A 22,270-nucleotide genomic window follows, 5' to 3' on the forward strand; every position below is an offset into this window, starting at 1 on the left:
TGATTCATGCACTACGGTGCTTAGGGACTTTTTTGATGACACAACAACACCCCCTCCTTCGGCTGGTCAATAGCACCAGCCTGGTCAGCCAGATCCTGGTTGGTCTGGTATTCGGTATCTTGCTGGCACTGTTTGCGCCCGAGTGGGCGAAAACGGCAGGTCTGCTTGGCAGTCTGTTCGTTGGTGCACTGAAAGCGGTAGCTCCGCTGCTGGTATTCGTACTGGTGATGGCGGCCATCATTGGTCACAAGCAGGGTCAGAAGACCAATATTCGCCCGCTGCTGGCGCTCTACCTGTTTGGTACCTTCTCTGCGGCCGTGGTCGCGGTGATTGCCAGCTTCCTGTTCCCCTCCAACCTCCATCTGGTGGCCAATACTGCCGAGATCACCCCGCCCGGCGGGATCACCGAGGTACTGCAGACCCTGCTGTTCAACGTGGTGACCAACCCGGTCAAGGCGTTGATGGATGCCAACTATATCGGGATCCTGGCGTGGGCCATCGGTCTGGGTATCGCCATGCGCCATGCCAACGAGAGCACCAAGGCGCTGATCACTGACCTGTCTCACGGTGTCTCCGCCATCGTGAAAGCGGTGATCCGCTGTGCTCCGCTCGGGATCCTGGGTCTGGTTGCCTCCACTCTGGCAGAGACCGGCTTTGACGCCCTGTTTGGCTATGCCCAACTGCTGGTGGTGCTGATCGGCTGCATGCTGTTTATCGCCTTTGTGGTCAACCCGTTGATCGTCTTCTGGAAGATCAAGCGCAACCCCTATCCGCTGGTGCTGACTTGCCTCAAAGAGAGCGGCGTGACCGCCTTCTTTACCCGCAGCTCTGCCGCCAACATTCCGGTCAACATGGCGCTGTGTGAAAAACTGCGCCTGCCCAAAGATACCTACGCGGTCTCCATCCCGCTGGGTGCCACCATCAACATGGCGGGTGCGGCCATCACCATCACTGTGCTCGCCATGGCGGCGGTACATACCCTGGGGATGGAAGTGGACATGGCAACGGCCGTGCTGCTCTCTGTGGTAGCCACCATCAGTGCCTGTGGCGCGTCCGGTGTCGCCGGTGGCTCTTTGCTGCTGATCCCGCTGGCGTGCAGTCTGTTTGGCATCAGTAACGACATCGCCATGCAGGTGGTTGCTGTCGGCTTTATCATCGGTGTGTTGCAGGATTCTGCCGAGACAGCGCTGAACAGCTCCACCGACGTGCTGTTCACTGCCGCAGCTTGCATGGCCGAAGATGAAACCTTGCTGGATGTGGCTCCGATACCGAGCCGCGAAGCCTGATCTCGTAACGCTCAGTTTCGCAACACACTTGCGCCCTCTTCGGAGGGCGCTTTTTATTGTTGGCTTTGCTCTCTTTTCCTCCTTGATCAATCTCATTGGCTGATGTGCCGGACATTCTGTCGCCCTTGTCCAGGGCGCTGCCTTATCTTTATCCCTTTGAGTCGTGCTTCCTCCTTCTGTTGTGCGTTACACATCTTTGTCTGTTCTGCTAACAGCCGGTTGCTATGGCTTACCTCAGATCTTCAGGACAATCACAGCATCACAGAAGAACGAAGATGGCTGGCTGCGGCAGATGAGCCCGTCCTATCAGACACGCCATCATGGTTTGGTGAGGGGGAGTAAACGTGTTGGCGATATTGAGCTGCGGGCAGGGGGGCGTCATGTTGATATCCGAAGTGCTCTGCCATGGCGCTGGTGAGCATGCAGATATCCAACAAGGTGAGGAGAGTAATAAGGAGAGAGCAGGGCAATCGCGGATGCACAGATTGCAGAGATAAAAAAGCCAGCCGAGTGTTCGGCTGGCTTTTTGCTATCAGCGGCAGGTAGGGGATTAACCGACCAGCTGATAGAGGATGGCGGAGATGGCGATCATCCCCATCACAGCGACAAATACGTTGCTGATATGACCCTGATACTTCGCCATGGCCGGTACGCGCTTGATGGCGTACATCGGCATGATGAACAGGATGGTGGCGATGATCGGGCCGCCCAAGGATTCAATCATGCCCAGGATGGAGGGGTTGGCAATGGCAGTGCCCCACAGGGTCAGGATGAAGAAGGCGATGATGAACATCTCGACTTTCTTGGCGTTTGGCTCTTTGCCTGACTTGCGCATGTTCTGCACGATCATCCCCTTCAGTCCTTCACGGGCACCCAGATAGTGGCCGAAGAAGGAGGAGACGATGGCCACGAACGCAACCAGCGGACCGAAGTAGGAGATGATGGGGCTAGCATGCTGGTTGGCCAGATAGGAGAGCACGGCGATGTTCTGAGCCTTGGCTTCTGCCAGCTGAGCCGGAGTCAGGCTCATGACGCAGGAGAAGACGAAGAACATCACGAAGCCCAGCAGCACCATGGCGGTACGCTTGAGGATGGCATCGGCTTTCTCGACAGCCTGATCACCGTGGTCGCGGCGCTGGGCCAGAGAGAAGCTGGAGATGGCCGGGCTGTGGTTGAAGGAGAAGACCAGTACCGGGATGGTCAGCCACAGGGTAGTGGCGAAATCCTTGGCAGAGGGCACTTGCTCCAGCGCGGCTCCGGTCCAGTCCGGAATGAGGTACAAAGAGATGCCGGCCAGAATGGCGATCAGCGGATAAACCAGCAGCTCGGTCACTTTCAGCATCAGCTTCTCACCGGCCAGCATTACCGACATCATGCCCATGATCAGCACGATGGAGAGGATCCAGCGCGGCGGGGCACTCATCTGCAGCTGGTTGACCATGAAGCTTTCCACGGTGTTGGTGATGCCCACGCCGTAGATCAGCACGATGGGGTAGATGGCGAAGAAGTAGAGCAGGGTGATTAATTTACCGGCACCCACGCCAAAGTGCTCTTCCACCACTTCGGTGATGTCTGCGTTTGGCTTTTTGGAGGAGAGCACGAAGCGGGCCAGACCACGGTGGGCCAGATAGGTCATGGGACCTACCAGCAGCGCCATGACGACCAGCGGCCAGAAACCGCCCATACCCGCGTTGATCGGCAGGAACAGGATCCCCGCGCCAACTGCGGTCCCGAACAGACTGATGACCCAGGTAGAGTCGCGTTTTTCCCAACGAGTGGTTTGAGTAGAGCTGATCCCTTGCTCTGTTGACGCCGCAACTCCCTGCGTGCCAGTGACTGTGTTTGACATCTATCTCACCCCGAATGTGTGGTTCTTATTAAGTCGGCGCAAGGATACGGTTTTTCTAATCAAAAATGTTGATCAAATTCATCTTTACGGCACGAAAAACCGCACTTTCTTATGGAAATGTGATCAAAACAAGAAAAATTCAATTATTGTTTATCAATTGGCACGTTATTTTAGTGTTAATGATTAAATCTCGCTCAGTCAAATGTAGGTAAATTGTTATTTTGCGAGATGCTGGGCTAGCTGGTTGATCATGCTGGCGGTAGCCCCCCAGATAAAGTGCTGTTGCCAGGGGATCCAGTAGATGGTGTGCGCTTTCCCCCCTCTGGAAAGGGTCAGGGGGATGTGGTTGCGCCGATCCAGCAGATGGGTTAGCGGCACTTCGAAGGCGTGATCCACTTCATCCGGACTCAGAATGAGGGGATAGTTGCCATCGAGCAGCCCCAGCACAGGCAGCACCTCGAATCGTGACACCGTATTGAGCGGGTTGAGGGTGCCGATCACTTCAATCAGCCGGGCCGGAATGCCGAGCTCCTCTTCGGTCTCCCGCAGCGCCGTGGCAATCAGGTTTTCGTCGCCGGGATCCTGTCGTCCGCCGGGGAAGCTGATCTGCCCCCCATGATGACGCAGCCGTGGGCTGCGCCGGGTCAATAACACGCTGAGCCCCTCATCGCGCATCACCACCGGGATCAACACCGCAGCCGGACTGAGCCCGCCAATGGCGAGGCGATGGGCCGGGGCGGGTCGCTGCAACTGGAAGCGGGTCAGCAGTTCGTGGCGATCCATGGCGGGGAGCTCTCCTGTGCGTTGGCCTGACTGTGGGGAGGGTTACAGCGCCGACAGCGGCGGCAGGATGCGGGCGACCTTGTCATAAGTCTCCTGATATTCGCTGTCGGCGTCGGAGTCGGCGATGATGCCGCCACCGGCCCAGCAGTGCAGACGACCCGCTTCGGCGATCAGAGTGCGAATGCAGATGCTGGTATCCATCCGGCCATGCTGGCTGAGATAGCCGATGCTGCCGCAATAGGCATTGCGGCGCTGTGGCTCCAGCTCTTCGATGATCTCCATTGCCCGGATCTTGGGGGTGCCGGTGATGGAGCCACCCGGGAAACAGGCGCGCAGCAGATCGACCCCTTGCCAGCGTGCATCTAGCTCACCGTGGATGGTGGAGACCAGATGATGTACCGCCGGAAACGACTCCACCGCAAAGAGATGAGGCACGCTGACCGAGCCAGGCCGGCTGACCCGACCGATGTCGTTGCGCAGCAGATCAACGATCATCAGATTCTCTGATCTGTCCTTGTCGGCCTGCGCCAGCTCCCGCGCGACTTGCCGATCGGTGGCCGGATCAGGGTGGCGAGGGCGAGTGCCTTTGATGGGTTTGGTTTCGATATGACGGCCATCGAGCAGCAGGAACCGCTCGGGGGAGAGGCTCAGCAGCGCGCTCTCCGGCAGGCGGATAAAGGCTGAGAAGGGGGCCTTGTTGGCGGTTGCCAGCAGGCAATAGGCCTGCCACTCATCCCCCTGATAGGGGGCGCTGAAACGCTGGGTCAGGTTGATCTGGTAGCAATCCCCCGCGGCGAGATATTCCTGAATGCGGGCAAACTTCTCGCCATACTCGGCGCGGCTCATATTGCTCTGCCACGCCCCCAACAAGGCAAAAGCAGGGGCCGGTTTGGCCTGCTGCTGTTCAAACCAGGCCAGCCGGTTGGCAAGGCCTGCTTCATCCCCCCAGTGCACCAGCTGCCAGTCGCCGGTCGCCACATTGCGCAGCAGCGCCCAGTCGTAGATGCCTACCGCCATGTCCGGCACCGCGATATCGGCGGCGGCCTGCACCGGCAGTCGTTCGAAGCGGCGGCCGAGATCATAGCCAAACAAGCCGAGGGCGCCACCAATAAAGGGCAGGTGAGTGGCGCACAGTTCCAGCTCCCCCAGCAACTGTTGCTGGGTATGGGCCAGCAGGGCGAGGGGATCTTCGTGGTGTTTGCTGATATTCGCCCCGACACGCAGAGTGGTCACTTCGCCACGGGTTTCGAGGGTCGCCAGCGGGTCGGCAGTGATGATATCAAAGCCGTTATCGGCGCCGAGTGGCCCCGCCGATTCCAGCAACATGGCCCACGGCTGATGTTGCAGGCGGGCAAAAAGCTGATGGAGCTCAGCACTATGGTCTAGATGATGGATATGAAGTGTTGGCGTCATTTTATGTTACACAGGCAACAGTTTGGTTCCCGAACCCTAGTCGGTGCTGGTGGGCAAGCGTATCATAGGTGTCGGTGACTTAAGAAAAAACTGCCGTGTCGTTCGTTTTTTGCTGGTTGATAGTTTTTAGCCAGCACGTCAGCACGGCCCATCATATGGAAGCCCTTGCCCTGCTCCGTGGCAGAGACAAGGACCAGTGAGGATGATATGAGCATTATAAAAAAACAGGATTTCATCGATTCTATCGCAGATGCCCTCCAGTACATCTCCTATTACCACCCGTTGGATTTTGTTCAGGCTGCCAAAGCGGCGTATGACCGTGAGGCCAACCCGGCCGCCAAAGATGCGCTGGCCCAGATCCTGATCAACTCCCGCATGTCCGCCGAAGGTCATCGCCCGCTCTGCCAGGACACCGGCATCGTGACCTGTTTCGTCAAGATCGGCATGCAAGTCCAGTGGGACAGCGACATGACGGTGCAGGAGATGGTGGACGAAGGGACCCGTCGTGCCTACACCAATCCTGACAACCCGCTGCGCGCCTCCGTGCTGGCCGATCCGGCCGGCAGTCGCAAAAACACCAAAGACAACGCCCCTGCCGTGGTGCATATCGACATGATCCCCGGCAACAAGGTGGAAGTGAGCATCGCGGCCAAAGGTGGCGGCTCCGAGAACAAATCCAAGATGGTGATGCTCAACCCCTCTGACGATATCGTCGAGTGGGTGCTGAAAACCGTGCCGACCATGGGCGCAGGCTGGTGCCCGCCCGGCATGCTGGGCATCGGCATCGGCGGTACCGCCGAGAAAGCGGCGGTGCTGGCCAAAGAGGCCCTGATGGAGCACATCGACATTCAGGAGCTGATCGCCCGTGGCCCGCAAACCACCGAAGAGAAGCTGCGGGTCGAGCTCTACGACAAGGTCAACAAGCTGGGGATCGGTGCCCAGGGTCTGGGCGGCCTCACTACCGTGCTGGATGTGAAGGTGAAATCTGCGCCGACGCATGCCGCTTCCAAGCCGGTGGTGATGATCCCCAACTGCGCCGCCACCCGCCACGTTCACTTCGAGCTGGATGGTTCAGGCCCTGCCGAACTGACCCCGCCGAAACTGAGTGACTGGCCGGAGATCACCCGTGAAGCGGGTGGCAATGTGCGCCGCGTCAACGTCGATGGCATCACCAAGGCCGAGCTGGCCAGCTGGAAGAGCGGTGATACCGTGCTGCTCTCCGGCAAGATCCTCACCGGTCGCGATGCCGCCCACAAGCGTATCGCCGACATGCTGAAAAATGGCGAAGGGCTGCCGGAAGGGGTCGATTTCACCAACCGCTTCATCTATTACGTTGGCCCGGTCGATGCGGTGCGTGACGAAGTAGTTGGCCCGGCTGGCCCCACCACCTCCACCCGGATGGACAAGTTCACCGACATGATGCTGGGTGAAACCGGCCTTATCGGCATGATCGGCAAATCCGAGCGAGGCCCGAAAACCGTCGAGAGCATCAAACAGCACAAGGCCGTCTATCTGATGGCCGTCGGTGGCGCAGCCTATCTGGTGGCCAAGGCTATCAAGAAGGCGCGCGTGGTGGCCTTTGCCGATCTCGGCATGGAAGCGATCTACGAGTTTGAAGTGGAAGATATGCCGGTGACCGTTGCCGTCGATTCCGAAGGCAACAATATCCACGAAACCGGCCCGGCCTACTGGTCGGCCAAGATTGCTGAGCTGGACGGCAAACTCTCCTCCTGAGTGACCGTTTCCGCTGCCGGTTAACGGTATCGGCCCTGTAAAGAAGGCGCGTCCATCCGGATGCGCCTTTTTGCTTTGGCTGGCCTGTTATGGGCTCAAGTTGGCCGTTTGCGGCAAGCGGGTATAAAAAAGGATGGCGTGACGCCATCCTTTTTCGTTGTGCTTGTGCTCTGGCAGCAGACAGCAGAGCAATCGCCCTTGGCTTTAGGCCTTTTTCAGGTAGGCAGCAACCAGTACGATCTGCACGCCGTTGACCTTGCCTTCGATATGGAGCGGGTTGTTGGTCAGACGGATGCCCTTGACCAGGGTGCCGCGCTTGGCGGTGAAACCGGCGCCTTTCACGTCCAGATCCTTGATCAGGGTAACGGAGTCGCCCTCTTGCAGCACGGCGCCGTTGGAGTCAACGGTCGGTACGCTGTCGTCATCTTCGTCAGCAATACCAGCTTCAGCCCAGGCCTTGGCTTCGTCTTCCATGTACATCATATCCAGCAGATCCTGAGCCCACACTTCACCCTTGCCGGAGAGTGCTTTCAGCTGGCGCCATGCCATCACCTGCACCGCAGGCACCTGGCTCCACATGCTGTCGCTCAGGCAACGCCAGTGGTTGACCACCAGGGTATCCGGTTGTTCCAGCTGACCACGGCAGGTGTCACAGATAGTAACGCTGTGATCATCGTCACTGGCGGGGGAGTGAGGCACCACGAAGGCGGTCAGCGCCTGCTCGGCGCTGCACAGTTCACACTTGGCGCCCGCGCGCGCTTGCAGAATGGCGTTGATGGTCATGTTGTTGGTCCCATAGCTAGTGATAAAGCGTCCCGCGTTGGCGGGGCGCGTGAAAGAGGGGGCGGAATATAGCATAAAACCCCGTACTTTGTCAGGTCTGCCCTGGCTCACAAGGTTGGCTGTGCTGTTGCGCGGCGCTGATCGTTTGGTATTGAGAGTGCAATTTGAAGCGGGATCGCTAGAATGAGCCTCCTTTATGACTGCAAGGCAGGGGCATTCGTGCTGGCTCAACGTTTTCAACACCTGGATCGACTGCTCACCCGCTACCGACGCTGGTGGCAGTATCAGCCATATCATCATCTGACCATGGCCTTTGCCGATGAGGCGCCCGAGCTGGCGGTACTGCTCAATGGGCTGACGCTCGTCCAGTTGGCAGAGCTCGATGCGGATATGGATGCCCTCAGCAGTCTGCTTGCCCCCTGGATTGCCGAGGGAGCCGAGCTGCAGCAACTCAGTCAGCTTGCCCCGTTTACCCCTGAGCCAATCACTTGCAGCAAGGAGATGGCGCTGCATATGCCGGGGCGCAAGCAGGCCCAGATCGAGTCGTTCACCGCCTGTCTGCCTGCCCATCAGGGCCCCTATCTGGAGTGGTGTGCTGGCAAGGGACATCTTGGGCGGCTGGTGTCACTTCATCGACAGGCTCCTATCCTCAGTCTGGAGCTGCAAGGACAGCTTTGTGACGAAGGTCGGCTGCTGGCCGAGCGGGATGGCGCCAATATGACCTTTACCTGCGCCGATGCCTTTGCCCCTGAATCGGCGGCGCTGATCGCCCCCGAACATCACGCCATGGCACTCCATGCCTGCGGCGAGCTCCACACCCATCTGCTGGAGCGGGTGGCCGAGCGCGGTGCCCGCGGAGTGACCATCTCTCCCTGTTGTTACCACCTGATCCGTACCAGCCACTATCGCCCGCTGTCGGCCGCGGCCAGCGCCAGCGAGCTGGTGTTGAGCAAAGCGGATCTCAAGTTGCCGCTACAGGAGACGGTCACCGGCGGTGCGCGGATCGCCCGCCTGCGCGAGCAGGAAGTGGTGTGGCGGCTCGGGTTTGACTGCCTGCAGCGTCAGGTGCGCGGGGTGGATGAGTATCTGCCGGTGCCCAATATGCAAAAGAGCCTGCTGACCGGCACCTTCGAGGCATTCTGCGTTTGGGCTGCTGAACGCAAAGGGATTGTGCTGCCCGCCGGGCTCGACTATCCCGCCTGGTTGGAGCACGGGGAGCGTCGCTTTGGTGATGTCGCCCGCATGGAGCTGGTGCGTCATCTGTTTCGCCGTCCTCTCGAGATCTGGCTGGCGCTGGATCGCGCGCTCTTTTTGCAAGAGCAGGGTTATCGGGTCGAAGTGGGGGAGTTCTGTGCCAAACCCATGACCCCGCGCAATATCCTGATCCGTGCCGTGCGCGCCTGACACCGAGCTCTTTGTGAGCGTGATTTGAACATTGTTGATGGCTGACTGGTGAAGCGGGTCAGCCATTTTTTTTGCCACGAATAATTAATTGGTGACAGATCATCTGATCGTCTTTCGCCTCCCCATACGGGTGGCAAAACAGGCCAAAATGGTCATCGTTTGAGTTCTTTTATGTCGTTTTAGCTGCGTTGAGTAGCACAAGGTGAAATGGTTCACAAATTACGCGCATTTCTTAATTTTCATCGTGAATTTAGTTGTTGGAACACCTACTCTTGGAGCGCATTAATTCAAACAAGGACGATAAACATGTTCAAACCCAAGCGTTGTGCCTGGCTGATCGCTGCCGCTTGCACATTGCCAAGCTATGCCGTAATAAGTGCAACCATGAATATTCAACCCGATCCGCAAAATGTGGGTGGATATGTGATTGCGGCCCCGGATCTGGCCGCGGTGGAAAAGGCCAAGACGGCCAACCCCATGTATACAATATGGGCCAAGGCACTGGCCACCCGGTCAAATAAAATAGTCGATGCCATTGAACCGGGTCTGGCAAGCAATCCTGACAACGTAAAACGGGTTGAACGGGTATTTCCCCAATCTGAATGGGAATATTTAACCCAGATGGCCGCGCCGGAATATACCTATGTCCGCTTCTTGCGGGCCATCGGTAAATTTCCTGCGTTCTGCGGCGAATATACCGACGGGCGCGATTCTGATGCGATCTGTAAAAAATCCATTGTGACGGCCTTTGCCCACTTCTCTCAGGAGACCGGCGGCCATATTGCCAAGGAGAACGTCTCCGATAACCCGCTGGGGCTGGAGGAGTGGCAACAGGCGCTGGTGCATGTGCGGGAGATGGGCTGGTCAGAGGGACAGACCGGTTATACCACCGGCTGTGGCCAGAACGACTGGCAGAACAAGAAGTGGCCCTGCAGTACCGGACAAGGTTACTTTGGCCGCGGCGCCAAGCAGCTTTCTTACCACTTCAACTACGGTGCCTTCTCCGAGGCGATGTTTGATGGCGATGCCTCAGTGCTGCTCAACAACCCGGGGCTGGTGGCGGACTCCTGGCTCAACCTCGCTTCTGCCATCTGGTTCTTCCTCACCCCGCAGGCCCCGAAACCGGCCATGCTGCACGTGATTGATCGCACCTGGGTACCCTCCAAACGGGAAGCTGACGCCGGTATCGGCTATGGCTTCGGTACCACCATCAACGTCATCAACGGCGGTATCGAGTGTGGTGAACAGAACAAGGACAAAGGGCAGCCGGTCAATCGCATCCGCTACTGGGAAGGGCTGGCCAACCACTACCAGATCCCGGTCAAGGCGGATGAGAAGAACACCTGCTGGCAGCAGACTCCCTATGGCAGCCTCAATCTCAACGGCGCTACCGACGTGCTCTACACCAACTGGGATGGCAACTGGAAGTACTATCCTGATCGCCCGGGCGGTTACTCCTTCGAGTGTGAGCTGGTGGGCTTCCAGACCGCTTATTCTGCGCTGGTGCCGGGTGATTACGAGAAGTGCGTGACCAACTTCTACGGTTCCCACGCCAACTGGCCGAAAGTGCGGATCGTCGCCAAGCTCGATCCTGCCCCGGTCGATCCGGTTGACCCGCCCATTGATGGCCAGCCTGCCTGGGAGGCCAGCAAGGTCTATACCGCGGGCAACAAGGTGAGCTACAAGGGCGCCGTCTATCAGGCCAAATGGTGGACGCAAGGGGATGATCCCGCCAAAGGTGGCCCCTGGGCTGTGGTGGTGACCAAATAAGGTTGCCGTTGGGATCATGGTCAATCACCATGATCTATCGGTAGTGGAAACAAGCAGGCAGCAGGGAGGAGATATCTCCCTGCTTTTTACCCGTTATCGGCCTGTTGTCGCCCCATCAGGCGGGATCAGAAACGGTAGTTGAGACCGACACTGACCCCTTTGACATCGAGTCGAGGCATGGGGATATATTGGTACTCTGCATTGAGTCCGATACCCGAATCAAAGCGATATTGCCAACCCGCAGCGCCATACAAACCGACCCCGGAGTTGCTCTGATCTTCCTTGTTGATGGTGTATTCGACTCTGTGGGCGTTGGCACCCAGTTTGGCATAAAAGCTGTTGCCGGAAGAGACCGGGAATTGTGCATACAAGGCAGAGCGGATCCCTTTGTAATGGATATCTTTTACGTCATTGAGGGTTGCATCGAAGAGGGCGCTGACTACGCCACCGGTACCAAACAATATTCCTGAATCGATACCGATATAATCGTTGAACATATAACGGTAATAGAGATCGGCAGTCATATTGTCACCGCCATCGGCCTGATCCCCATTTTGTGCTTTGAATGACTGGGTGCCATAGCCAAGGGTGGCGCCGACGATATGGGGAGAGGGGGTTGCTATCGCCACGGAAGAGAAGATCGCCGTGGCAACCACCAGGGGAGTGAATAACTTCATCATGCAGGTTCCAATTAAATAGCGTGGAATATGGCTGCGACGAACAGATTTATATGGGCTCGGGTGAGCTTGTCTTATATTCGCAGGCCAGTAGTGAGTGGCAATATCTCATATTGTCAGGGGGATGAATAATCAGAGCCCCCATAGTTGTTATGATGGGAGGTGAGAGTGGTTATCTTCTGTCTGAACAATGGTGAAATGTGTCAATCCTATCTGAAATGAGCGCTGATAAATCGCAAATTTCATTGGTTTTCTGCACTAATCAACTTAGTGTAACGGGATGTTAGGCTGGCAATATATGCCTTCAAACGTGGACTGGATGGTAAACAAGATGGTGATTTCTCGTAACGGGATATTAGAGGGGGGGTTGCCATTGTGGTGCAATCCGCTACAAGGTGCTAGCTGCTCCCTTTGCTACCGATTTTTGCCACTGCCGGGATTGTCAGCGCACGACCGGCGCCTGGATGGATTTTCGGGTGAAACAGGTGCAATGGCTATGCGGCGTATTGACTGAGTACGCCTCGTCGGAGGCGATTCGACGCGGCTTTTGTGCAACCTGTGGCGCCACCCTCAGCTATCGCAGCATTCAATACCCCGAGTACCTGACGCTGGCTATTGTCTCACTTGATAACCCCGAAACGGTCGCACCAACCTATCACATCCATACCGTCAGCCAGCTCTCCTGGTTGCCGATCCAGGACGATCATCCCCGTTATCCGAAAGGGAAGTAGTTTTGCGATATTCCACGTAGAAAGAGGAGTAAACCATGGAGCTGATAGTGATCCGCCATGGAGAGACCCAAGCCAACGCCGAGGGGTGCTATCAAGGGGCGTTGGATATCGGGCTTAACTAAGATGGCGCGCGGCATATATGCTGGCTGGCCGATGAGATAGCGACCACACTGGCCCCTTTCGATCGGTTGCTGGCGTCGCCCCTGCTGCGAACAAGAGAGAGCGCCGCGATCTTCTCACGTCAGTTGGGCTTGCCTGTGAAACTTGCTCCGGACTTTCGTGAACGGCATGTCGGCCTAGAGGCCAAGGCGCGTTATCCCGAGTTGTGGGTGCGCAACATCACCCGGCGCTGGGCGGAGGCTCCGCTTGGCGGTGAGAGGCTGGATGAGGTGATTGCCTGAGTCTCGCAGGGACTAACGGCACTGGCCTCGACCATGCAGGGGGAGCGGGTATTGCTGGTGGCGCACGGTGTGGTCGCCAAGGTGACCCGCGCCCTAACGACCGCCGGATTTGATGACTTCTTCGCGTGGCAGTTGCCCAACGGCGGCATGCTGGTGGTCAATCTTGACTCCTCTATATCACCATTGCGATTCAATCGACCGGTTGGGCAGAGTTAGTTTGTGCGCTGCTTTTTCTACTCTTCGATATCCAGCAACACCAGAATGGCGCTGTCGCCGCCCCATTCGCGGGGAGCCTGATGGAAGGCGCGAACATTGGGGTGCTGGGCCAGCCAGCTGGGAATGCGCTGCTTGAGAATATGTTTGCCGATGCCGTGCATCACCGAGGCGACGTGAATGTTCTCTTTCTGGCAGAGGGTGAGCAGGGCGGCCAGCTCCTGTTTTGCCTGCTGCTGGTTCATGCCGTGCAGATCCAGGTAGATATCCGGCGGATAAATGCCCCGCTTGAGCTTTTTCAGCTCAAATTTTGACACATCTTCCCGCACGTAACGGGTCGGCCCATCATCGTCGAGATGGGGCTGATACTCATCGCTGAAATAGTGGTCAACCCCAAGCTTTTCGCGGGTTTCGCGCAATTCGCGTTTCTGCTTGACCGGGCGTAACTCGGCCCTTATGGTATCTTGCTTGATTTTCCGGGTACCTTTTATCGCATCGCGGAACAGCAGGGTTTCCTCGTCTGTCGGTGAGGGCGTTTTTTTCATCAGATGCTCATGTATTAGGAATGCGTCTTGCCCGCAACGTAAACGGGGCTCGGGCCGGATATTACTCGACTTGGAGGTGGATTTGGACAAGATATTTATCGATGAGGTGGTTGCCGAGATGCACACCATCCAGGACATGTTGCGTTGGGCCATGAGTCGTTTCAACGACGCCGGGATTTTTTACGGTCATGGAACCGACAACGCCTGGGATGAAGCTGTGCAGCTGGTACTGCCCGCGTTACATCTGCCACCGGATGTAGACCCGGCCATGCGCCACTCCCGTCTCACCAGCAGCGAGCGTCACCGCATCGCCGAGCTGATTATCCGCCGTGTACAGGAGCGGGTACCGGCCGCCTACCTGACCAACAAGGCCTGGTATGCCGGTTGGGAGTTCTACGTGGACGAGCGGGTGCTCATTCCCCGTTCCCCTATTGCCGAGATGGTCGCCAACCGTTTCGCGCCCTTCCTCAAACATGAACCGACCCGGATCATGGACTTGTGCACTGGCTCCGGCTGTATCGCCATCATCATGGCCCACGAGTTCCCGGAAGCGGAAGTGGATGCCATAGACATCAGCATCGATGCGCTGAACGTGGCCGAGCGCAATATCAACGATCACGGGCTGGAGCAGCAGGTCATTCCGATCCGTTCCGATCTGTTCCGCGATCTGCCAGCGGGCGACAAGTACGATCTCATCGTCTCCAATCCGCCCTATGTGGACTCCGAAGATATGTCGGATCTGCCGGACGAGTTCCGTCACGAGCCTGAGCTGGCGCTGGCGTCCGGCTCCGATGGTCTCAAGCTGACCAAGCGTCTGCTGGCCCATGCCGCCGATTTCCTCAAGGATAACGGTGTGCTGGTGGTTGAAGTAGGCAACAGCATGATCCATCTGGAAGCCCAGTTCCCCGAGATCCCCTTTACCTGGGTTGAATTCGAAAACGGCGGTCACGGCGTCTTTGTGATGACCCGTGAAGAGCTGGTGCAGTATCAGGATCATTTCGCCATCTACAAGAACTAAGCAGGAGCGCGCATGGCAGGGAACAGTTTTGGTCAACTCTTTCGGGTCACCACCTTTGGCGAGAGCCACGGCCTGGCGCTGGGCGCCGTGGTCGATGGTTGCCCGCCTGGGCTGGAGATCAGCGAAGCGGATCTGCAGGGGGATCTGGATCGGCGCAAGCCCGGCACTTCCCGCTACACCACGCCGCGCCGCGAGCCGGACGAGGTGAAGATCCTCTCCGGGGTGTTCGAGGGCAAGACCACCGGCACCTCCATCGGGCTGCTCATCGAGAATACCGATCAGCGCTCCAAGGATTACTCCGATATCAAGGATCTGTTCCGGCCGGGTCATGCTGACTACACCTACCACCAGAAGTATGGTCAGCGGGACTATCGTGGCGGTGGTCGCTCATCTGCCCGCGAGACCGCGATGCGAGTGGCGGCGGGGGCGATTGCCAAGAAGTACCTGAAACAGGTACATGGCATCGAGATCACCGGTTTTCTCTCCCAGCTCGGCCCCATCAAGGCTGAGGCGTTTGACGCGGCGCAGATTGAGCAGAATCCCTTCTTCTTCCCCGATGCGGGCAAGCTGGAAGCGCTCGATCAATATATGCGCGACCTGAAAAAAGAGGGCAACAGTATCGGTGCCAAGGTGCAGGTCATTGCGCGCAATGTGCCGGTGGGCCTGGGTGAGCCGGTGTTTGATCGTCTCGACGCCGACATTGCCCATGCCATGATGGGCATCAATGCGGTGAAAGGGGTGGAGATCGGTGATGGCTTTGCGGTGGTGGAGCAAAAAGGCTCCGAGCATCGCGACGAGATGACCCCGGCGGGCTTTGCCAGCAACCATGCGGGCGGCATTCTGGGCGGCATCTCGTCGGGTCAGGATATTGTGGTGAGCATGGCGCTCAAACCGACTTCCAGCATCACTGTGCCGGGCAAGACCATCAATACCGAAGGCGAGGCAATCGAGATGATCACCAAGGGGCGTCACGATCCCTGTGTCGGCATTCGCGCCGTGCCCATCGCCGAAGCCATGCTGGCACTGGTGTTGATGGATCACCTGCTGCGCCATCGTGCCCAGAATCAGGGGGTGTTGACCCATACCCCGCAGCTGCGCTGATCGGCGCTGTAGCCTATCGACTGAGCGCGCCCTGTTCAGGGGGCTGGCTCTACAAACACATCAAAGGCGACCTCCGGGTCGCCTTTGTTATTTCTGGTCATTGCTTATTCCGTCAATGCGTGCGGAGGGTGCGAGTCAGCAGATCCGCTGCCCCCGGATCGGCATCGAGGCGGCAACTGGGTGGAGAGAACTTGCTGTGGTGCTTGGGCAAGGCCTCGATGGCCTTGTTGATTTTGAGGAGCTGCGCGTCACTCACGCTATTTTTGGCAAACATCAGGCTGACCGGCTGGTGATGCAGTAATAGCTGGCAGCTGATAAATCCCTCGGCACCCAATTGGGAGAGCCGATAGCGTGCATATTGCCACTCCATAATGATGCCATCGAGACGGCGGGCCAGCAGCAGTTCGATTAGTCGATCATCGGCATTGTACTCGGTCGCCCCCTTGAGGGCAGGACACTCGTCCATTTGATGAATGGGGCGAGTACCGCGCAGTTTGCCAATTTTGAGCTCCTTGTTGTGGCACAGTTTGGACAAGGTATCGAGCTTTCCCCAGCGATCCTGATGGCCTGGAATCGGGTTATTACTCAACAGCACATAGGCGCTCTGGCGATAGGGTGCAGAGAAGCGGGCATACTTCTGCCGCTCCGGCAGGGGGAGGGCGGCCATCGCCACATCCAGCTGATCGTGCTCCACCAGATGGAGTGCCCGCGCCCAGGGGATCTCACGAAATTTGGGGGCAAAGCCCGCCTGGGTGAGGATCTGGCGAGTCAGGCTGACATCCAGCCCGTCCAGCTCACCCCTGTTGTTGATTTGACTGAAGGGGGGCCAGTGGCTCCAGGCCACGGTCAGGGTCTGACTGGCCTGCAGGGAAGGGGTCAGCAAAAGCAGCAGCAGGCAGAGCTTGGCCTGCCAGTTGCCGTGGGGACGATATTGCGTGCTCATAGCTTAACCTCGTTATTCTGCTTTTTGTTCTCTGCTATCCCGTGCGCCTGCGACCCGCGCATCACGATGGCGGGACAGGTAATAAGTTGTCAGTTAATAGTGTGGTGCGTGCTTCACTGGTCAACGGGATTATTCGGTGGAGAGCAGAGGGCTTTTCTGTGCGTGCTGGGAGGAGCATCACATTTTTCTCGTTTATCCGGCACAACTCCGTTAGACTGCGCCCCTATTCTTTCCCCTTTGCTCTGCTCCCCGGGGAAATCGTTGTGTTCTCAACAGGCCCGAGTCTGGCGAGATGGCATCGGCTCAGCAGAGGAGCCCCATCCCGGATTGTCGGCGCCCCTATCCCTAGCAGGTAACTATGAGTTTTACTTCCCTCGGTCTGGCCGAACCCTTGTTGCGTGCCGTTGCCGAACAAGGCTACGACACCCCGTCTCCCATTCAGCAACAAGCGATCCCCGCCGTTCTGGCTGGCCGCGATCTGATGGCGGCGGCCCAAACAGGGACCGGCAAGACCGCAGGCTTTACCCTGCCGATGCTGCAACGTCTGATGGAGAGCAAGCGCAAGGTCTCTCCGAACCGCGTCCGTGCGCTGGTACTGACCCCGACGCGCGAGCTGGCCGCCCAGGTGGGCGAGAGCGTGCGCAACTATGGCAAGCATCTGCCCCTGCGCAGCCACGTGGTATTCGGTGGCGTGAGCATCAACCCGCAGATGATGGCGACTCGCCGTGGTCTGGACGTGCTGGTGGCCTGTCCTGGCCGTCTGATCGATCTCTACAACCAGAATGCCGTCAAGTTTGACGAAGTGGAGATCCTGGTACTGGACGAAGCGGATCGCATGCTCGACATGGGCTTTATCCGCGACATCCGCCGCATCCTGACCCTGCTGCCGAAGAAGCGCCAGAACCTGCTCTTCTCCGCCACCTTCGCCGATGAAATTCGCGAGCTGGCCACTGGCCTGCTGGACAACCCGGCTGTCATTGAAGTTGCCCCGCGCAACAGTACCGCCGAGCGTATCGAGCAGCTGGTGCACCCGTGCGACAAGGCCAACAAGATTGCCCTGCTGAGCCACCTGATCTCCAGCAACAACTGGCAGCAGGTGCTGGTCTTTACCCGTACCAAGCACATCGCCAACCGCGTTGCCGAGAAGCTTGAAAAAGACGGCATCAGTGCTGCCGCCATTCACGGCAACAAGAGCCAGGGCGCCCGTACCCGCGCGCTGGCCGGTTTCAAGGATGGCAGTGTGCGCGTGATGGTGGCGACCGACATCGCGGCCCGTGGCCTCGATATCGACAAGCTGCCGCAGGTAGTGAACTTCGAGCTGCCGAACGTGGCGGAAGATTACGTGCACCGTATCGGTCGTACCGGTCGTGCCGGCGCGGCCGGTCACGCCATCTCCCTGGTTGCGGCCGATGAAGGCAAACTGATCAAAGCCATCGAGCGTCTGACCAAGCAGAACATCCCCTGCGAGCAGGTGGCTGGTTTTGAAGCGTCCCGCGAGACCCTCGACAACATCGCCCGTGGTATCGGCGCGCCGCTGCGCAAAGAGCCCCGTGATCCGAGCGAGCAGCGCCGTGCGCCGCGTCCGCAAGGTCAAGGCCAGCGTCAGGGTGCCGCTCGCTCCGGCAACGGCGGCAAGCCCAAGCCCCAGGGGGGTCAGCGTCCGGCTGATGGCGCCGCCAAGCCGGCTCAGGCCCGTCGCCCCCGTCGCGCCAGCCATAACCAGTAAGGGCAAGGAGAGCCACTCTCCCACCCTGATCGGTTAAACGAAAAGCCCTGCCATATCGGCAGGGCTTTTCTATTTCTGCTTCTGCGGCTCCGCGTTTGGCTGACCTGCTCTGGTCAGGAGAGCAGGGCGGTGATCAGGAGACAGGCCGCACTCAGCAAAATGACGGTGAAAGTCAGCCCCATTCCCAATATTCGATAGCGGAAATTCTCCGGCGTGCGGCTCATGCCGAAGGCGTGACAGAGGCGACCAAGCAACAGGGCACTCCCTAGCAGATGAACCAGCCAGGGGGCATGGCTGCCGGTTTCGACGAAATAGATGAGCAGCAGGGCGAGGGGGACATACTCGGCAAAGTTGGCGTGTACCCGCATGGCGCGCAACATGGCGGGGTCATCCCCATGCCCCAGCGCCACCTTGCGGCTATGGCGGGTGCGAATGGTACGAATGCTCAGCAACACAAACAACAGGGCGAGCAGGGCCGCGTAAACAGGCAGTATGGTCATGGTATCTGGCTCCTTGTGTGATGATAACGAGTGGCTGGTGTTCAGAGACGCGATATTGCTCGGCATCTCAATGGCTTGCCTTGAGGGTAGCAGCAAACTGCCTTAGCACGACCGTCATCCACTCACTCGCCATCTGCCAAGCGCAGGCGCAAACAAACAGCCCTGCCGAAGTGGCAGGGCTGTATTTTGACCGTGTTGATGGTGGGCTGCGCCCCGTCATTACCCCTCGTAAGGGAGGGAGGAGTGGTGCAGCACGATGCGCACCTTGCCATCATCCCCCTTCTTGAAACCCCAGGTCTTGTCGACAGTGGTCTCCTTGTTATCTCGATCTACCAGATGTACCTTGCCCATGGTCAGCGCCATGTCGCCGTTGATATAGACGGCGGCATTGTCATAGCGATAGCTCTGCCAGTTTTTCAGGGCGAACCCTTTGTCGGTGGGGTAGGCGCTGTTGTTGCCGACAAAGTAGGCCAGCGCCCCCTCGCGGTTGGTGCGGAAGGTCTGCTCGCCACCGGCAAGAGTGGGTTTGAACAGCACCGGCCCCTGCTGGTAGCCATAAGCGCTGTCGAGCACCGACTCGGCAGTCGCCTTGGCGCGCTCAATCCCACCGGCGCGATAGTCATCGCTGATCTTGATAAGCGCCGTGCCCCAACTATCCTGCGCGGCCTTGATCTCCGCCTCGGTAATATTGTTGTTGGCGATTTCGGCGGCGCTAAGTGCGCCGCTGGCGGCAAGCAGGATGAGGGCAAGGGTGCTCTTCTTGAGGTGCAACATCATTGTTTTCAAACTCCTGAACGCGATAAACGAGCGGGCAGTGTAGCGAAGGGGCATGAACGGTTTTTGAACTGATTATTCAGGGTCGGGTAGTAAAAAGGTCGGTATATAGCTGAAGGTTTGGGGGGGGCATGGCTGATGGAGGGGTTAAGAGCTGGTGTTAATGTGCTTGCATATTCTCATTCGCTCCACAGCTGATTATTATCAAAAGACTGAACGAAACCAGCATGACAAATAACTTTTCACTCACTAAGCTGATATGCGTTTGATATAATCCCAGTCAAAATATAATGATGTTGAGACTCGGTAAATTACAAATAGATAACATTATTATTGGTTGCTATGAGGTATTGTTGGCGTTTTTGTGATATGAAGTTTTTGATAGCAAATCAATCATAACGAGAAAAATGGAACCATCTTGGCTTTCCAATATTTAGTGGGTATTAAATGGTATTTTTAACTAACTTTAAAAATTGGAGATTGGGTAAATGGCTTGGGAAGATACACCACCTGAAATTTTGCGACTCGCAACATTCTTGAATGATTTTTATAAAGAGTCTGATAGAGGGGCTGTGTTGATGGCAGGCTCTATTCTTGATGAGGTGCTCGCGGGTATGATTTCTGCCTTTCTTATAGACTCTACAGAAAGTAAAAAATTACTTGAAGGATTTAATGCTCCTTTAGGTACATTTAGTTCTCGCATTCTGGCCGCGTATTCACTTGGACTAATAGAAGAACAAGAGTTTTCTGAAGTTGAGGCAATACGGAAAATTCGAAATATGTATGGACATGCTTGGAATGGCATTGATTTTAATCATCCTAAGGTAATGGCCCAGCTTGAAAAGTTACCTTTTAGTGATGAGACCGCTCGTGTGCGACTAAATCATACCGTAGCTAATTTATTGGGTGATTGGTTATGGCGAGAAAGTTACATCATAGAAGAGAAAAGGAAGATGCGTACTTGGCCAAATAAATCCGGTTTTGGACGTCACCATTCGAAAAAATGAATTAAATGGAGTTAGTTGAGTGTAAAAAGCCCCGCCAATCAGATTGGCGGGGCTTGGCTATTTGGGGCATTCAGTATCGGGGATTACAGCGCTGGCAACATTCCAAGGCTGACGCTGATCTGGACGCCAACAATCAGCACGCCCATGGCGGCGGCCACTCCCAGCGCCACTACGCCACCCGGGGCGCGGTAGTGATGGGCAGGCGCCTGCTTGCGGCTCTGCCATACCAGCGCCACCGGCAGCAGTACCGCGAGGATCGCCAGCGCAATGGCAGCGTAGCCGAGGGCCATGATAAAGCCCTGCGGGAAGTAGAGGGCAAACAGCAATGGCGGCACAAAGGTGATAAGGCCAGTCTGGGTGCGGCCCTGCCAGTTGTCCTTGCGGCGGGTCACCTTGGCCATAAAGTCAAACAGTCCCAGCGTTACCCCGAGGAAGGAGGTGGCGAGCGCCAGGTCGGCAAACAAGTGCATCGCCTGATTAAACACAGGCCAGCTCACCAGTTTGCCGACGTTTGCCAGCAGGCTGTCCAGCGCACAACCGGTTTGCAGCAGGGCTTGTTGGCCGAGCAAACCAAGGATCGCTACCTGCCACAGCACGTAGAGGATCAGTGGCAGGGCTGAGCCCCAGACAAAGACCCGACGCAGCTGTTTTGGGCAGTCACCGAGGTAGAGCATCACGCTCGGAATGGAGCCGTGAAAGCCAAACGAGGTGAAGATGACCGGCAGGCCCGCCAGCAACAGGCCCTGACCCAGCGGCATCGAGAGCAGATGCTGCCCTTCGGTGCGGGGCAGCAGCAACGCCAGCACCACCACCATGATCACCAGTTTGACGGTGAACATCAGTCGGTTGAGGTAATCCACCGAGCGGGTGCCGACACAGACCATGCCACCAAACAGCAGGGTAAAGGCCCAAGCGGCCTGCTCCTGGCTCAGGGTGATGCCGGCATCGGCCAGCGCCTGTGCCAGCAGGCTGCTGCCGCCGCTGATGTAGGCGGAGGCCAGCGAGTAGAACAGCATCAGGATACAGAAGGAGGCGATACGCTTGCCCCAGGGGCCGAGCAGATGGTCCGCCAGCTGGTGCAGGTACCATTTGCCGGTGTTTAGGCTTGCCTCTACTTGCAGCATGGCGGTAAAGGCCATCAGGGCCCAGAGGCCGACCATCAACATCAGGGTGGCGGGGCCGCCGAGGGAGGAGGAGGCCAGCGGCAGGGCCAGCATGCCGGCACCTATGGTGGTGCCGGCAATCAACAGGGTACAACCCAGAGTTTTGGTATTCATGTTATCCATCCGAACATAGCGGTATCAGTGCAAACAGGCGATGTCAGCAGTGACGTCAACAAGAGGGGGCCGATTGGCGTTATCAGAAGGTGCCTCCGGTGATAGGGCCGGAGGCTAGCAATATCGGAACGGGAACATCTGTACCTAAAACCTGTCAGTTGTAAAAGATGGTTGCCACGTTAGCGGATCAAAATAGCGGAAACAACCCCCTTTATACGGATATTGTGCTGGCTTGTAGCAATAAGTGGAAATAAATAATGACAGTGATGGCTAATTGCAGAAAAAAGCACCGAGAAAATGACTGGCAGGGGCTCATTGATACAGGTCAGCCAAGT

The 22,270-nt window shown here is 57.4% G+C and carries 18 protein-coding genes and 2 pseudogenes; 10 read left to right on the plus strand and 10 right to left on the minus strand.

The annotated features are described in order from the left end of the window. The first annotated feature begins 35 nt into the window (after positions 1-35). The gene (gene sstT / locus G5533_RS02595; protein WP_439983862.1) at positions 36-1,286 is read left to right on the plus strand and encodes a serine/threonine transporter SstT; all 1,251 of its coding nucleotides are present in this window, start codon (positions 36-38) and stop codon (positions 1,284-1,286) included. A 550-nt stretch (positions 1,287-1,836) separates the two neighbouring features. On the opposite strand, the gene G5533_RS02600 is transcribed toward sstT, so the two are convergent. The 3 genes from G5533_RS02600 to pabB all read right to left on the minus strand — a co-directional run bounded on the left by G5533_RS02600 (position 1,837) and on the right by pabB (position 5,244). Next, entirely contained in the window at positions 1,837-3,135 is a 1,299-nt protein-coding gene (locus G5533_RS02600; RefSeq protein ID WP_005345325.1) for a serine/threonine transporter, read from the minus strand. A 216-nt stretch (positions 3,136-3,351) separates the two neighbouring features. Next, complete coding sequence (locus G5533_RS02605; protein WP_005351753.1) at positions 3,352-3,918, minus strand: CoA pyrophosphatase; 567 nt, start codon at positions 3,916-3,918, stop codon at positions 3,352-3,354. A gap of 42 nt (positions 3,919-3,960) precedes the next feature. Further along, positions 3,961-5,244 (minus strand): aminodeoxychorismate synthase component I, encoded by a 1,284-nt coding sequence (gene pabB / locus G5533_RS02610; protein WP_441254408.1) that lies wholly within the window; start codon positions 5,242-5,244, stop codon positions 3,961-3,963. Between the two features lie 294 nt (positions 5,245-5,538). Between pabB and G5533_RS02615 the strand changes: the two genes are divergently transcribed. After that, positions 5,539-7,065: a fumarate hydratase gene (locus tag G5533_RS02615; protein WP_005351759.1), complete on the plus strand. Its 1,527-nt coding sequence runs from the start codon at positions 5,539-5,541 to the stop codon at positions 7,063-7,065. A gap of 204 nt (positions 7,066-7,269) precedes the next feature. On the opposite strand, the gene G5533_RS02620 is transcribed toward G5533_RS02615, so the two are convergent. After that, entirely contained in the window at positions 7,270-7,848 is a 579-nt protein-coding gene (locus G5533_RS02620) for a PhnA domain-containing protein (protein ID WP_441254409.1), read from the minus strand. Between the two features lie 183 nt (positions 7,849-8,031). Between G5533_RS02620 and G5533_RS02625 the strand changes: the two genes are divergently transcribed. After that, positions 8,032-9,252 carry a methyltransferase gene (locus tag G5533_RS02625; protein WP_201988045.1) on the plus strand — a complete coding sequence of 407 codons (1,221 nt, stop codon included), beginning with the start codon at positions 8,032-8,034 and terminating at the stop codon, positions 9,250-9,252. Between the two features lie 306 nt (positions 9,253-9,558). Beyond that, positions 9,559-11,022 (plus strand): chitinase, encoded by a 1,464-nt coding sequence (locus G5533_RS02630; protein ID WP_421204879.1) that lies wholly within the window; start codon positions 9,559-9,561, stop codon positions 11,020-11,022. A 125-nt stretch (positions 11,023-11,147) separates the two neighbouring features. Here the strand turns inward: G5533_RS02630 and G5533_RS02635 are convergent, their stop codons facing one another. After that, positions 11,148-11,702 (minus strand): porin family protein, encoded by a 555-nt coding sequence (locus G5533_RS02635; RefSeq protein WP_337072204.1) that lies wholly within the window; start codon positions 11,700-11,702, stop codon positions 11,148-11,150. Positions 11,703-12,073: 371 nt separating this feature from the next. Here G5533_RS02635 and G5533_RS02640 point away from each other — a divergent pair. Both G5533_RS02640 and G5533_RS02645 read left to right on the plus strand, forming a co-directional pair. Continuing rightward, positions 12,074-12,430 (plus strand): annotated as a pseudogene (locus G5533_RS02640) (GFA family protein); the annotation flags it as partial. Between the two features lie 35 nt (positions 12,431-12,465). Further along, a pseudogene (locus tag G5533_RS02645) lies at positions 12,466-13,047 on the plus strand (histidine phosphatase family protein). 17 nt (positions 13,048-13,064) lie between these two features. On the opposite strand, the gene smrB reads toward G5533_RS02645, so the two are convergent. Continuing rightward, the gene (gene smrB / locus G5533_RS02650) at positions 13,065-13,589 is read right to left on the minus strand and encodes an endonuclease SmrB (RefSeq protein ID WP_441254410.1); all 525 of its coding nucleotides are present in this window, start codon (positions 13,587-13,589) and stop codon (positions 13,065-13,067) included. An 82-nt stretch (positions 13,590-13,671) separates the two neighbouring features. On the opposite strand from smrB, the gene prmB reads away from it, so the two are divergent. Both prmB and aroC read left to right on the plus strand, forming a co-directional pair. Then, positions 13,672-14,607, plus strand: a complete 936-nt coding sequence (prmB, locus tag G5533_RS02655) for a 50S ribosomal protein L3 N(5)-glutamine methyltransferase (protein ID WP_005345333.1) — start codon at positions 13,672-13,674, stop codon at positions 14,605-14,607. 12 nt (positions 14,608-14,619) lie between these two features. Then, positions 14,620-15,708 (plus strand): chorismate synthase, encoded by a 1,089-nt coding sequence (aroC, locus tag G5533_RS02660; protein ID WP_201951171.1) that lies wholly within the window; start codon positions 14,620-14,622, stop codon positions 15,706-15,708. Between the two features lie 112 nt (positions 15,709-15,820). Here the strand turns inward: aroC and G5533_RS02665 are convergent, their stop codons facing one another. Next, positions 15,821-16,651 carry a substrate-binding periplasmic protein gene (locus tag G5533_RS02665; protein WP_441254412.1) on the minus strand — a complete coding sequence of 277 codons (831 nt, stop codon included), beginning with the start codon at positions 16,649-16,651 and terminating at the stop codon, positions 15,821-15,823. 358 nt (positions 16,652-17,009) lie between these two features. Here G5533_RS02665 and G5533_RS02670 point away from each other — a divergent pair, with 358 nt between their 5' ends. After that, a complete protein-coding gene (locus G5533_RS02670) occupies positions 17,010-18,377 on the plus strand; it encodes a DEAD/DEAH box helicase (RefSeq protein ID WP_421235798.1) in 1,368 nt (455 codons plus the stop codon). A gap of 113 nt (positions 18,378-18,490) precedes the next feature. Here the strand turns inward: G5533_RS02670 and G5533_RS02675 are convergent, their stop codons facing one another. Both G5533_RS02675 and G5533_RS02680 read right to left on the minus strand, forming a co-directional pair. After that, the gene (locus G5533_RS02675) at positions 18,491-18,877 is read right to left on the minus strand and encodes an MAPEG family protein (RefSeq protein ID WP_441254413.1); all 387 of its coding nucleotides are present in this window, start codon (positions 18,875-18,877) and stop codon (positions 18,491-18,493) included. A gap of 219 nt (positions 18,878-19,096) precedes the next feature. After that, positions 19,097-19,654, minus strand: coding sequence for a hypothetical protein (locus G5533_RS02680; RefSeq protein ID WP_106843351.1), 558 nt, complete (start codon positions 19,652-19,654; stop codon positions 19,097-19,099). Positions 19,655-20,139: 485 nt separating this feature from the next. On the opposite strand from G5533_RS02680, the gene G5533_RS02685 reads away from it, so the two are divergent. Continuing rightward, on the plus strand, positions 20,140-20,658 hold the full coding sequence (locus tag G5533_RS02685) for a transcriptional regulator (protein ID WP_181222411.1): 519 nt from the start codon (positions 20,140-20,142) through the stop codon (positions 20,656-20,658). 83 nt (positions 20,659-20,741) lie between these two features. Here the strand turns inward: G5533_RS02685 and G5533_RS02690 are convergent, their stop codons facing one another. Continuing rightward, positions 20,742-21,935 carry an aromatic amino acid transport family protein gene (locus G5533_RS02690; protein ID WP_441254414.1) on the minus strand — a complete coding sequence of 398 codons (1,194 nt, stop codon included), beginning with the start codon at positions 21,933-21,935 and terminating at the stop codon, positions 20,742-20,744. Positions 21,936-22,270: the final 335 nt, after the last annotated feature.

This window comes from Aeromonas sp. A600620, assembly GCF_029479985.1.
GTDB classification, from domain to species: Bacteria; Pseudomonadota; Gammaproteobacteria; order Enterobacterales; family Aeromonadaceae; genus Aeromonas; species Aeromonas veronii_A.